Source organism: Bacteroidales bacterium, assembly GCA_013141385.1.
Taxonomy (GTDB): Bacteria; Bacteroidota; Bacteroidia; order Bacteroidales; family Tenuifilaceae; genus UBA8529.
The window spans coordinates 73,285-87,559 of sequence record JABFRB010000045.1 but is presented as its reverse complement, the minus strand read 5'-3'; the positions used below and the strand labels follow the sequence as shown (position 1 = coordinate 87,559).

The window sequence follows — 14,275 nt, the reverse complement described above, 5'->3', positions numbered from 1 at the left end:
AGAGAAGAGTAAGGGTCTTTAGCTGAACTTAGATCTTATAATCTGGCGGAGCTACTAGTTCACCTTTACTCTTCGGGTTAATCGGTATTGAAAATTAATGTTTTTATTTGAATGCAAATCTAAAGGCGAAGCTAATTCGGCATAGCCAATGACATCTTACATCAAACTGACGTTACTTAATAATCACTGTCATTATTGAATTTTCTGGACTCTTCGCTTTGATCGCTTTGTTGTTTATCCACACACAAAATTCTTTTTCTTTTGCAGTAGCATTTTGAATAACAGTTGAAATAGTTCCATCGGGATTTAAGAATGATGTAGCCCACAAATTGTCATCATTTGACGAACAGCTAATGCGTTTCGCATTTGGGCGTATAAATTTTGAAAAATGACCTAAAAAATAGAACGAGTTCATGTATAATAATTCACCTGTTTTTGTATTACCAACAACAGGAGCAAAGCAAAAATTATTTACATGGTTAGGCCCGCCCGTTTCGTCAACAAGTATATTCCAATCAATCCAACCTGAAGCACCGTTATTAAGATCGTTTATAAGTGATTTCCCATAGGTTTCTCCCCAATGCCAAACATTAATACTATCGTAATTAAACGGATATACACAGCCTTCAGTAAAAAGCATGTTTTTATCGGGGAATGCTTCGTTATGCATTTTTACATTCTCGAAATGATTGCCAGTGTACCAGTGAAATCCTGTTCCCCAAACAAATTTTGAGGCTTCAGGATCATCATATACTACTTTAGCTCGTTGTACCATTAGCCCTCGGTTATGATCCCAAATAACTATTTTTACATTCGAAAAATCAGATTTTACGAGAGTTGTCCCAAGATATCTTTTCACGAAATCTCTTTCATCCTCGGCAGTGTAAATGCATGATTCCCATCTTTGAACAGCCATTGGTTCGTTTTGAACAGAGAGACCCCAGAAATTAATACCCTCCTTCTTATACTCTTTTAAGAAACGGACATAGTAATCGGCCCATACGTGGTAATACTCGGGTTTTAACTTGCCTCCCTCTAACATGTTGTTATTATCCTTCATCCATGCTGGTGGACTCCAAGGTGAACCAAACATCTGCAGAGTACCTTTTGTTTTTGCTATTGCCTCTTTTATAAGAGGAATGCGGAATTGTTTATCGTGTGCAATACTGAATTTCTCTAGTAATGTATCATTTGCAACTTCAGAATATGCATAGATTGAACTTGAAAAATCGCAGCTGTTTATATGTGTTCTACAGAGTGAATATCCAATCCCTTCGGATGAAAAGTAAGCATTAATAAGCTCATCCTGTTTTGCTTTAGGCATCTTATAATAAGTTTCAGCAGCTGCATCCGTTATGGCACCTCCAAATCCAAGAATAGTCTGAAAGGTCCTATTAGGATCGATCATTATTGTAGGAAAATGTTCATCAGGTTGAATCAAATCCTCAAAAAATAATTCCGAGGTTTTTGTCAATCTCATTGTTGTACCTTTAGCCGTTACATAAACATCGGCACTTTTTAATTCAAGGTTTACGAAATTTTTGCTTTTATCAACTTTGTTAACTGCCGGTTTGCAGGCAACAGTAAAAGATATAACAACTAAAAGTATGTCTAAATATATTTCTCTTTTCAGCTTTGTTTTCATGAGGGTTTAAATTTGATTTTTAAACTTTTAATTTTAAGAACTGTAAAATTTATCCTTTGATTTAGTTAAATACTCTAACATAATCCACAACCATATCCTGTGGAAAAGTGGTGGATGCATCTGGATTTCCCGGCCATGTACCACCAACGGCAACATTGAAAATAAAAAACTGTGGAAGATTGAATGCCTCAAACTTGATAGAACCACTAGTAGCAGTAAAATATTTGTGATAATCGACGTACCATTCCATTATGTTCTCCTGCCATATAAGGGTAAAAACATGGAATTTATCGTGGAAATTCTCAGCAGAAGTTACTTGATAGTTACTACCCTTATACTTATGTCCATTATCGTTATAATGCACTGTTCCGTATGTTGTAACAACATCATGACCCAAATACTCCATTATATCAATTTCACCACAATTAGGCCACCCAAAGGTTGATATATTGGTACCTAACATCCATAACGCAGGCCAAATTCCTTTCCCAATTGGCATTTTCGCTCTAATATCGATACGTCCATAAGTAAATTCTCTCTTCCATTTAGTATTAAGTCTTGCTGAAGTGTATACACCAGTTATTGGATCTTTTATTGCTCGTATAGTGAGGTATCCATTACTAACAAAAGAGTTATTGTTTGAACTTGTATAGGTTTGAAGTTCAGTATTACCCCAACCACCACCTCCCTCTTCATGAGTCCAGCTTGCAGGATCAAGCGAAGAACCATTAAACTCATCACTCCAAGTAAGTGTCATTCCAGGGTATGTATTCGGTGTAATATAACCATCGGATACTTTCTCTGGAGTATATGTATCATCATTTTCAATGGTGATAGTGCCTTTACGTATTATGGATATCCCATTATAAACACTATCTATTTGAAAGTAGAATTCTTCATTAAATTCAAGAATATCATCTGAAACAATGGATAATTCTATTGTTTTTAAAGTTTCTCCAGGTAAAAAGGTTACTGACCCATTTAGTATAGTTACATAATCTTCTCCTGCTTTTGCAGTACCCTCAAGTGTAGACCATTCTACTTTAACATTAACCGTAGTAGGTTCAGAAAGATGAATACCTATTGAAACTTGTTTCGAACCACTACTTCCCTCTGTTATGCTTGCATTACTGAGAGTAAGATTGGGAATAGCTGGTTTAGGTTTAAGTTGCTCGGTTTTTTTACAGGATAAAATTATTGGGGCCTGCAATAGTGTAAGCAATAAAAGCAATATTATACTCTTTATTTGCGTTACCATATTTACTTGAATAATATTTTTATTAACCATTGTTTTCTAAAATGCAAAAACGAATTCAGCACTTACTCTATGGTTTACTTGATCTCAATAAATGCTTTTTGCCTAATGTCTATGCTAGAACTTCCAACTAATAATTCGAATTTTCCAGATTCAACCTTCCAATTTTTATCCACTATATCGTAATAGGCAAACGAACGAGAATTTAGTAAGAATGAAACTTGTTTTTCCTCTCCGGGTGTGAGTTCTACTTTTACAAAACCCTTCAACTCCTTTTCAGGACGAGGAACACTACTGTGTTTGTCAGAAACATATAGCTGAACAATTTCGCTTCCTGCAACTTTTCCGATGTTTTTCACTTTTAAAGTTGCTATATATGTACCATTATCAAGAGGCTCTACTTTTAAGGCTGAGTATTCATAATTGGTGTAGGACAAACCAAAACCAAACGGGAATGTTGGGGTGATTTTATTTTTCTCAAGGTAACGATATCCAACAAAGATTCCTTCAGAGTAAGAGGATTCAAATTTTTTATCCATATACCCCTTAAATGCAGGTGACTGATCATAATCACTGATAAATGAAAAAGGAAGTTTAGCAGATGGATTATGCATTCCAAATAGAACCTGAGCGATTGCATTTCCTCCTTCTTGACCAGAAAAGAAAGTTTCAAGTAAAGCAGGAACGCTATTTAACCACGATTTAGTTATTACTGATGTGCCAGTATTTAATACAACTATTGTTTTGGAATTTGCTTCTGATACCGCTTTTATCAACTCATTTTGTTGACCAGAAAGAGCTAGACCATCCTTACGATCAAAACCTTCACTCTCGATGAATTCTGAAGAGCCTGCAAAAATTATGGCTACATCGCTGCTTTTGGCTGCTTTAACTGCTTCGGTTATCAATTTATTTTGGCATCTATCTATAGGTAGATCCCATCCCAGAATCAAGGCTTCACTTCCTGCGTTTTCGTAGTACTCAACCTTAATATCGTATGGTTTGCCGGCTTCAAGGTTTATATAGGCTGTATCAATGGTTGTTCCATGATCCTTCCAGTTATCTATTATTTTTCTACCATCCAAGAATAATCTTACCCCATCATCACTAGCAGTATAAAATGCATATTTTCTGGTAACCGGAGGTGTCAATATGCCAGTCCAGCGAATAGAAAAATTATCGTTACTCATATTAGGTGCAGGAGCCTTATCATTCCAAATAAAACTCAACTTACTATCAGTTCTGGTCAATATTGGTGCTCCCAACAACTCTTTATTGCTGAAATATTCTCCAGTAAGTCCATTTCCAATTCCAGTGGTAGGTTTGAAAAAAAATTCATTGATAGGTTCAAGTGGAGTTGATGTCATTACATCGCCCTGAGCAAACATGATTTCTATATTTTTTCCCACTAGATTTTTGATTCCTTGGAGAGGAGAAACTGCATAAAATGGATTTACCCTTGAACTTCCACCACCAGTGTTCATTTCAGTAGCATTTGGCCCTATCACAGCAATTTTGTGTAATTTGCTCAAATCGAGTGGAAGTAGATCATTCTGATTTTTAAGAAGTACAATACTTTCTTTCGCTACTTCAAGCGCAAGTTGTTTGTGGTTGTCACTGGTTAACACCATGGTATCAGGTATTACTGTATTATCAAATAGTCCGGCAAGAAATTTAACTCTAAGGATGCGATGAACCTTATCATCGATTGTTTTCTCGCTGATTTTTCCTTCATTAAGTAACTTTTTTAGTTTATCAGCGGCAAAAACATCGCCAGTTGGCATCTCTATATCTAGCCCGTTGTTTGCGGCAAATTCGGTTGAATGGGTTGAAACCCAATCGGAAACTACTAAACCCTTAAATCCCCAATCGTTTTTTAGAATATCAGTTAGTAATTCTTTGTTCTCACTACACCACCATCCGTTTACCTTGTTATAAGCCGACATTACAGTCCAAACATCGGCTTCTTTAACCGCTGCTTCAAATGAGGGTAAGTATATTTCACGCATGGTACGTTCGTCAACAGTTACGTTAACTTCAGTACGATACCACTCTTGATTATTAAGCGCAAAATGTTTTATACTGGGAATTACATGATTGTATTGAAGTGCTTTAACGTAGCTAACTGCTAAGCGTGAAGTAAGCCAAGGGTCTTCGCCATAACTTTCAAAATTTCTTCCTCCAATTGCCAAACGGTGAATATTTACACATGGCCCAAGCAAATAGTTACGACCTCTTGCTTTTGTCTCAACCGCTAATGCTCCAGCATATTTTGCAACCAAAGCAGTATCCCATGTAGCTGCAATGGCAACTCCACAAGGAAATGATGTAGCCCTCAACCATCGTACACCATGTGGTCCATCGGTCATTCTAAATGCTGGTATTCCAAGTCTTTCATTTTCTTTGGTATCGAAATAGTTTCCACCGATTCCAGCCAATTGTTCCAATTTCTCATCAAGAGTCATTTGGCTGATTAGGTTCTCAATCCTATCTTCAATCTTAATTTTTGGATCTTTGTAAAGTTGTGAATTCTTACATGCCTGAAGCAAAACCAAGAAAAATAAAATTAATAGTAGTGTCAAATATTTTTTTTGCAAAACATATATATTGCGGTTTAAAACTTCCGATATCTTTTTCATCTTCTTTTTATTTGAAATTATAGTTCATAGTATTGCTTTGGCATAAAGGTGGATATGCATTCGGATGTGCAAAAAAAGGATGTTACAATAGCCATTTAGGTACATTTGTACTCACTTATTGCAACATCCTTTTTGAATATTCTTAATTAGTACCCGGGGTTTTGCGTGAGTTTTGAATTCTTATCCATTTCCGATTGCGGCACTGGCCACAATAACCTGTTCTGGGTAAGTGCATAGTTCTGTACAACTCCACCAAAATTGGTTACTCCATTTATTACATCAATCGCCCTTCCAGTTCGTTTAAGGTCAAACCAACGATGTCCTTCGAATGCTAGTTCAAGCCTTCGCTCCTTTTCAATTGCCAAGCGCATTGCCGCTTGGGTGTTTGCTGTTGTATTTGGCAAATTGACACGTTTCCTTATCTGATTAACCAGATCTGCGGCAGCAGAAGTATTACCAAGTTCATTTTCTGCTTCGGCCTTCAATAGCAAAATATCAGCCAAACGGATGAAAATGTAGTTTTGTGGACTAGGTGAAGTGAAGATACGATACTTGTTAATAAATGGATAGTTGGTTTGAGGCCAATGGGTATCAGACCATTTTCCTGAAACATTCAGAAAAACAATAGATGAAGCCTTTCTTATTACATCATTCTCCTCATCAAAAGCTGCTACAAGGTCGTTTGAAGGTATGTTGAATTTCTTCCAGTCCAGTCCTCGAAACATGCTTGCACCCCAGTTACCACTTGAGTTTGTTCCTTCGTAGTTGATTTCAAAAATGGATTCGGAGGAATTCTCATGGGTATTATCCCACAGCTGATCGTATTGAGGTAAAAGTAGATAAGGCCCAGCAATAACATCATTGCAGTACTGTAACACCTTATTCCAATCGTGGGGTTCAATGGTTGCATAAACCTTAGCCAACATTGCATTAACAGCACCCTTAGTGATGTAATTTTTGTTGGTAGCAGAAACTGGCACATCTGCCAATGCCGTTTCTAGATCTTTTATTATCTGGGCATAAACATCAGCCTTAGTTGCTCTAGGTGGAAAAAGTAAAGGCAGAATGTCAAGATTGAAAGTTCTGACTGATGTGAGTACAAGTGGAACATCTCCCCAAAGTTGTACCATTTGAAAATACATAAAAGCCCTGATGAATGATGCTTCAGCAATGATCTGGTTTTTACGGTCTGAGGTAAGTAATGGGTCGGCAACAAAATTTACATTGTCAATAAGCAAATTAGCTTTTCCGATTGTTGAATATAAATATCTCCAATCGCGACCTACGTTAGAGTTTGTTGCATCAACACCATAGTCATCAATCTGAAAGTTAGCAGGATTATCGGCTCCAGCATAAGTATCATCTGATTGGGCATCACCGTTTACAAAGCAATCGAGTTCAAAGTACTCGTTTCTGAAATCACCATAAACACCTGCTAGTGCAGCTTCGGCTTCACTTGCTGATTTGTACAATACAGAATCTGAACTAGTATTTTCAACTGCTATACCATTTGAAACTGGCTGTTCGTCAAGAAACTCTTCACAAGAAGTAAACGTTAAGGTAAGGAGCGCCGAAAACAATATTACAAATATATTTTTCATCTCTGTAGTTTTTTAGAATTCAACATTTAAGCCAAATATCACTGATCGTGCCTGAGGGTAAGTGCCATAATCTATACCCAATTCAACAGCGCTACTGCCATAGGCATTTACTTCGGGATCAAATCCGCTATACTTGGTGATGGTGAGCAGGTTCTGTCCTGTTACATAAACTGAAAGACTTTTAATCGCTTTAATCTTGGGATTATTATCTATTGCCTTGTATGAAAGAGTTAAAGATTTAAGTCTTAGGTATGAACCATCTTCTACAAAACGGGTAGAGTTTCGAACATTATCCATATTCTTTGAACGAGGAACATCAGTGATTTGACCTACCGTAGTCCATCGTTTTAAAACTGCAGTGGATTGGTTTTTACTATCAAACATTCCTTCCAGATCGATACGAGTTGCATTGTAAATATCATTGCCATAACTTCCCTGAAAGAAGATGTTCAGGTCAAAACGACCGTATGAAATATTGTTAGTTAACCCGTACGTGAATTTGGGTTGTGCGTTTCCAATAACAGTTCTATCCCCAGGATCGATATAGCCGTTAATATTAATATCCTTAAACTTTAGATTACCTGTTTGGGGATCGACTCCTTCAGAAACATATCCAAAAAATGAGCCAAGAGGTAAACCTGCTTTGACAATGGAAACTTCTGAGTTATTACTGTAAATCTTTGCGAAATAATATACACGAGTATACTCAATGGCTATTACCTTGTTACGGTTAAAGGAAATATTAAAATTGGTGTTCCATTTAATTTTTTTGTCAATATTTACCGTACTAAGATTAAACTCAATCCCTTTGTTTTCAATCTTCCCAGCATTAGTTTGTATTGTAGTTATGGGTAAAGTGCTTGGTAACTGAACATTGAGCAATACATCATTTGTTTTTTTGTGATATGCATCAAAGTTTAAAGTAATTCTGGATTTGAACATTGATAAATCAAAACCTATATTTGATTGAGCTGTTGTTTCCCATTTTAAATTAGGATTCCCATAAGTGGTCTGCGATGAAGATGGTCCCGAGAGAGGGTTTGTAGGGGTAACGCGAGAATATGTTACCAAACCGTAACGCGCATAGTTTGGTATTCCCTCCTGATTTCCATTTTTACCCCAACCTGCACGTATTTTTAAATCATTAATGATTGAAAGGTTCTTCATAAACTCTTCGGACGAAATGCGCCAACCTAACGAAAACGAAGGCATAGTTCCCCAGTGATGAGCCAACTTCGAAGATCCATCGCGCCTTATACTCATAGTGAGATAGTACTTACTGTTATAATTATAGGTTGCTCGTCCAAAAAATGATGCCAATGCCCAGGCCTGAATATCAGTATTACCTGAAATGGTATTTGCAGCATTTAAGGTTCTAACAGATACATCCGAAGGGAAGTCATTGCCAGTAAGGTATGAATCATTGTATTTATATTTCTGAATACTACTTCCAATAAGACCAGAAAATTTATGTTCACCAATTGAGTATGAATAATCAAGAGTGTTTTCCCATAACAAAGTACTACTGTTGGATTTATCGGATTGTCCAATTCCATTTTGCTGACGACCATAATTAGTACGGAACGGGTCTAGATAGTAATCCCACTGATGGTTGCTGATATCAACACCAGCCCTAGATTTAAAGAATAGATCCTTTGCTAGTCTGGTTTCAATATTTAGGTTTCCAAACAGTTGTTTATCTATTGCTAATTGATCAGGTCCTTCCATATAGGCTACTGGATTTTCCCATGATGGTTGAAACGGATTAGGATCAAACCAACCACTTCCATCTTTTTTGTAAATACTCAGAAATGGGGGTGTATTAAGTGCGCTCATAATCACACCACCTCTTCCTGAACTTGCATTATCGGGTGTATTCTTAGTATTAATATTCAACACATTGATACTGGTTCCAACTTTTAACCAAGGTTTTAATTCGTTATCTAGATTTAATCTTACTGTATATCTATCAATTTGGGCAGGTTTTACTATACCCTGATCATTGAGATAGCCTATCGAAAAAAAGTATTTCGACTTTTCCGAACCTCCTGAAGCAGAAAATTGATGGGATTGGGTATGACCCATTCCAAATGTCTGATCAGCCCAATTAGTATATCCTGTTGCAGATGGATCAACACTAAGTCCAATTTCATTCATCAATGTTCTATACTGTTTTGTGGTAAGTACATCGATTGTTTTACGAAGCTTTGATACGCCAATGTAGGAACTATAACTAACTACTGGAGCATTATTACTACCTCTTTTTGTAGTAATCAGAACAACTCCATTAGCAGCTCTTGCTCCGTATATAGCAGCAGAGGATGCATCTTTTAAAACGCTCATAGAAGAAATATCTGAAGGGCTTAGTCCTTTTATATCAGTTGTAGGCACACCATCAACAACGTAAAGAGGTTCGTTACCTGCTAATACTGATGTAGCTCCACGAACTCTTACCGATAATCCCTCACCAGGTTTACCCGAGGGTGAAGTAACCTGAACACCAGCAGCTTTTCCCTGCAGTGCTTGCGTAGCTGAAACAATGGGCCTATCTTTGAATTCTTTTTCACCAACAATTGCTACGGCAGTTGTTAAATCCTTTTTTCGTTGAGTACCATAACCCACAACAACTATCTCATCAAGGGTTTTAGTATCTTCAACTAATACCACATCAATAGTATTTTGAGTGGTTATTTTCACTTCCTGCGATAAATATCCTATAAAGCTGAATTTGAGCACTCCATCATCTGCGGCTATTTGGTATAATCCATTTATATCAGTTACCGATCCTTTTGTAGTTCCCACAAGTTGAACAGTAACATATGGTAAACTATTTCCCTTGGAATCGAGGACTTTACCAGTAATAATTCTATTTTGAGCTACTATGGATAATGAAAGTGAAATAAAAACGAGTAGTGTTAATAATCGATTCATGGCAAGGTTATTTAGGTTTGTAAGATATTTTTAACTCCCCGGTTATCATCATGTAATAAGATAAACCTAATGAAGTTTTTTAAAAAATTCTAACTTCTTTAAATCAATCTTATTACCTGAATTCTATTTTTCAGAGGTGTTCAAGGTTTAATGTTACAGCATCTTTAAAAGTAAACACATCTAATATGTTTACTGGATTAAATGAACTAAAACTATTGTAAACAAGTTCTCAAACTAAGAAATCAAGAGCGAGGCAGCATCCCGCTCACTCTTGATTTCAATAAATAAAAACAACCTAAAACGTATTACCTTACAAGAATAATCGACCAAGCAGAACCACCATCGTGAGCTGCTGATACATCTACTGATACAAATAAATAATCTTTAGCAGTTGTATGAGCATAACCCATTACTGAATAGGTATTAGTTGCTGAACCAAAATTAGGAGCGACAGTTTTATCTGAGTTTTCTCCACCTTTTACACCACTTGCAACACCGTTGTATCCTTTATAGAAGCCAAGAAATGCAGCTTTTCCAGCACCATTGGTAAGAGTAATAATTGCTTTAGCATTACCAGCAGCTGGAGTAAATGCGTAAGTATGGCTTGCAGAACCAAATGCAGCACCATTTCCGCTGGCAGCAATACCTGCGTCATCAATACAACCATTAGTACCACCAAAATAGCCATCGTTACGGGTACTACCTTTGGTATCATAGGTATACACGCCACCTACACTGAATTTAAACTCATCATCAGTTATACATGTCCAGTTATCGGTTCCAGTTCCACTAACCATGTAACTCTTTGGAACAGCCCACCAAGAACCATCTCCTAAGCCCGGACCCACAAAAATGCTCATTTCTTCAGCAAGAACCTTCCAAGCACCACCTTGTAACAAGGCATCAGTTAGAACATCTGCAGTTACAAATGCGCTCTTTTGAGCATTAGTGCTACCATTAGGATTTGTAGCAATTAACTTAATAGTATATGGACCACCTGCTAAATAAGTATGTATTGGGCTTTGTTCTGTTGAAGTTCCACCATCGCCAAAATCCCAGAGATAAGTAACTCCATCAGTTGTTGTATTTGTACAAGTAACAGTAAGTCCATTCATTGTATATGTGAACCCTGTGGTTGGTTTTGGTCCAGGGATTGCAGGTTCATCTGCAGAATTGTCATAGTGAACCAGAACAAATCTCCAGTATCCACCATCGCCAGCATCCCATTTATATTGACCTTCAATAATTAGAGTATCAACAGCACCATCAGTCAGTTTAACAACATTGTAAGTTACCGATGTAGGTATAACTAATGGGTTTGCAACAGAAGTGCCGTTTGAAACTTCAGCACCATTACCCAACTTACAGAAACCAACAAAAGCACCCTTTCCAACAGCCTTAAGAGTTTCTGGAGATCCAGGAGTAAGCACAAAAGTAAAGGTACCGCCACCCCAAGCTGAAAGATCTTCGCCATATTTTCCAACCATTGACGATGTAGCTGCGCAAACGTTGCCAGGATTAGCATATATTCCAGCTTCTGCCCAGTAATCGCCTTTAGGATCATATTGTAATGTTAACCCACTGCGAGTAAAAGTCCATTCATCATTCAACAAACATGGTCGTTTTGAGAGTTCATCATTACCCTTACCCATTGCCCACCAAATAGTTGAATGATCCCAAGGACCAACTTCAAGAGGGTAGCGACCACCAGTAGTTACGCGTAGCAATTTCCACGTTTTGGAAACGTCACCGACCAATTTGGTAAGCTCTGCATTTGGGTCTGTAATAACTATATCATCTTGATACACATCAGTAGCACCCTTAGGTGAAGTAGCAGTTAGTTTTACAGTATATGTACCTGTTGCAGCATAAGTGTGGGAAGGGTTTGTCTCCGTTGATAATGCAGATGCGTCGCCGAAATCCCACGAAAGAGTTTTGAAATTTTGAGCTGCGCTCGTGAAGGCAACTAATTTATAGTTGCCAGCATCAACCTGATAAGTGAAACTCGAAATAACCTCGGGTTCAGTATTATCCTCTTTACAGGCTGAAAATAGAGAAATGAATAATAATAGTATCATTCCCCAACTGTACTTTGTTAGGTGTTTCATTTTTGTTGGTTTTAGTGAATTAGTAAAAATTGAGTTAAAAGATATATTTAGGATTTGTTCATGAAATGGTACAATAGAGTAAGGCATTATCCTGATAAATTTTTGGATTATAATAAAGTAAATATTTGTTCCTTTTGGGGATAATTTCCGTTTCATAGTTTTACCAAATAAAGGTTGCAACGGAGCCATTCTTAATTGTAACTGTAACTTCTTGTCCATTAAATTTGATATTGAACGCTTGGTAATCAGCATTCTCATTCAATACAATGAGAACTTTCTTGCCAGCAGGAGTTTTAAAGGCTACATTTGGTAACTTCGTAGGAATATCAGTTGAGATTCTAACCGAACCAGCAGGAACAAATTTTGATGCGTGAGCTATTATATAATATGATACATTTCGTTTAATTGTGGCTCCGATCGTTAAAGCTCCTTCACAGGTTGAGCAGCCTCCATTGGTGTGTGGTTGATAATTAGGATCAGATGCCAGATTCCACTCAATAACATTTTTACTCCAATTTGAAATTGCCCCAATAATAAGGTTTTTTACATGCCACTGTAAATTACCCTTAAAATCGCTACCACCACCTACCCACTGTTCAGTAAAATATACACTTTTGCTTGGAAATGCATCATGTACTTGTGACAAGGCTGATATATCACCAGCATACAAATGAAATGCAGAGCCATCTATATATTGGCTAGCATTAGCATCGTTTAATATATAAATGGGATATTCAGGGTGATCACAGTTATGATCATAGACTATTATTTTAGTAGTTAAATTTGCTGATAAGAAAGCAGGGCCAAGATTATTTTTAATAAAATTTGCTTGCTCAGCCGATGACATTGACAAACTTGGGTTGTTATTGGGATTCAATGGCTCGTTTTGAGGAGTTATGGCATCAATATGTATACCTTCGTCCTCCATACTTTGAATATATTTTACCAGATAACGAGCATATACATCGTAATATTCTGGTTTTAAACTACCTCCAACAGAACTATTATTAGTTTTCATCCATGCAGGGGGAGACCATGGAGAACCTAGAATTTTTAAATCTGGGTTATGTAAAAGAGCTTGTTTTAGTACTGGTATTAAATCTGTTTTGTCCTTTTCAAGGCTGAAGTTGTTCAAAGCAAGATCTGTTTGACCATTGTACATATCATCGTAAGAAAAAACTGAGGAACTGAGATCGGAAGCCCCAATACTAACTCTTATATAACTGATACCTATAAAAGTGCTGTCCGTTGAAAAAAGTTCTTCGATCAGAGCATCACGTTCAGCTAAAGGTAAATGGTTGATAACATTTGCACTACCCCCTGTTAAGCAAAATCCAAACCCATCAATTGTTTGATATACCTGTGTTGTATCAATATTAATAGTCGGAAATTGATTGGTTTTAGTTTCAAACAGCAAGCTTATATTTTGTTTCTGGAATAATACGGACTGGTCAGAATTTGTTAGCCAGAAAACCACATCTGTTTTCACAATATCTGAAGGATTGTTAGAATTTTCATCTTCCGCCTTATTACTGCAGCTTAGCATAGAAGATAAAACTATACTAGCAAATAAAACACCATAACTACATTTTCCTATTTTAATATTCATAGTACTTCTTCAATAATCGAAATCGATCTTATACTAACAATTTGCTTAGTAATTCAATTATCAATTTATTTCAATTTCGAAATCGATTGTAATTTAAGCTTATCAGAACTCGTTTAATAAATATTAAAGTACATCAAAAATGCAACAACAACTTGTTTGCTTATACATCTTAAATACATCAAAAGAACGTATGATGCATTGTAAAAATTTGTAAATGATATATATATAAATAATGAATTTGAATTAAAAACACAACATCAGTTACAACTAAGATTCTTAATTCTAAATGAAAAAAAAGAGCTTGATAAACAATTTAGAAGTAGAACATTTATACTTGTATAATTTTTTGATTATAACAAATATTGAAACCAAGTGGATAAAATGAATTTTTTAATTACTAATGCATTACAAGAAATTAAATTTCAACCGTCTGAAACAAAATAAACAGATGAAAAAGAATGGATTAAACTGGTTTTAAGCGTATTTA

At 36.4% G+C, this 14,275-nt stretch carries 7 protein-coding genes; all 7 read right to left on the bottom strand.

Annotation, left to right across the window (positions count from 1 at the left end):
• Window positions 1-172: 172 nt before the first annotated feature.
• The 7 genes from HOO91_20575 to HOO91_20545 all read right to left on the bottom strand — a co-directional run bounded on the left by HOO91_20575 (window position 173) and on the right by HOO91_20545 (window position 13,788).
• A complete protein-coding gene (locus tag HOO91_20575; GenBank protein NOU19962.1) occupies window positions 173-1,645 on the bottom strand; it encodes a glycoside hydrolase family 30 protein in 1,473 nt (490 codons plus the stop codon).
• Between the two features lie 61 nt (window positions 1,646-1,706).
• The gene (locus HOO91_20570; protein NOU19961.1) at window positions 1,707-2,903 is read right to left on the bottom strand and encodes a family 16 glycosylhydrolase; all 1,197 of its coding nucleotides are present in this window, start codon (window positions 2,901-2,903) and stop codon (window positions 1,707-1,709) included.
• A 74-nt stretch (window positions 2,904-2,977) separates the two neighbouring features.
• Window positions 2,978-5,539 (bottom strand): hypothetical protein, encoded by a 2,562-nt coding sequence (locus tag HOO91_20565; GenBank protein NOU19960.1) that lies wholly within the window; start codon window positions 5,537-5,539, stop codon window positions 2,978-2,980.
• 146 nt (window positions 5,540-5,685) lie between these two features.
• Entirely contained in the window at window positions 5,686-7,140 is a 1,455-nt protein-coding gene (locus HOO91_20560) for a RagB/SusD family nutrient uptake outer membrane protein (GenBank protein ID NOU19959.1), read from the bottom strand.
• A 12-nt stretch (window positions 7,141-7,152) separates the two neighbouring features.
• Window positions 7,153-10,071: a TonB-dependent receptor gene (locus HOO91_20555; GenBank protein ID NOU19958.1), complete on the bottom strand. Its 2,919-nt coding sequence runs from the start codon at window positions 10,069-10,071 to the stop codon at window positions 7,153-7,155.
• Between the two features lie 305 nt (window positions 10,072-10,376).
• Complete coding sequence (locus HOO91_20550) at window positions 10,377-12,437, bottom strand: PKD domain-containing protein (protein NOU19957.1); 2,061 nt, start codon at window positions 12,435-12,437, stop codon at window positions 10,377-10,379.
• Window positions 12,340-13,788: a glucosylceramidase gene (locus HOO91_20545; protein ID NOU19956.1), complete on the bottom strand. Its 1,449-nt coding sequence runs from the start codon at window positions 13,786-13,788 to the stop codon at window positions 12,340-12,342. Before HOO91_20545 ends, HOO91_20550 begins: the two co-directional genes overlap by 98 nt.
• Window positions 13,789-14,275: the final 487 nt, after the last annotated feature.

Bases quoted from the DNA above. Each gene is read 5' to 3' on its own strand.
- HOO91_20555 (NOU19958.1), bottom strand. From the start codon at position 10,071: ATGAATCGATTATTAACACTACTCGTTTTTATTTCACTTTCATTATCC.
- HOO91_20560 (NOU19959.1), bottom strand. From the start codon at position 7,140: ATGAAAAATATATTTGTAATATTGTTTTCGGCGCTCCTTACCTTAACG.
- HOO91_20545 (NOU19956.1), bottom strand. From the start codon at position 13,788: ATGAATATTAAAATAGGAAAATGTAGTTATGGTGTTTTATTTGCTAGT.
- HOO91_20550 (NOU19957.1), bottom strand. From the start codon at position 12,437: ATGAGAATGCTGATTACCAAGCGTTCAATATCAAATTTAATGGACAAG.
- HOO91_20565 (NOU19960.1), bottom strand. From the start codon at position 5,539: ATGAAAAAGATATCGGAAGTTTTAAACCGCAATATATATGTTTTGCAA.
- HOO91_20575 (NOU19962.1), bottom strand. From the start codon at position 1,645: ATGAAAACAAAGCTGAAAAGAGAAATATATTTAGACATACTTTTAGTT.
- HOO91_20570 (NOU19961.1), bottom strand. From the start codon at position 2,903: ATGGTAACGCAAATAAAGAGTATAATATTGCTTTTATTGCTTACACTA.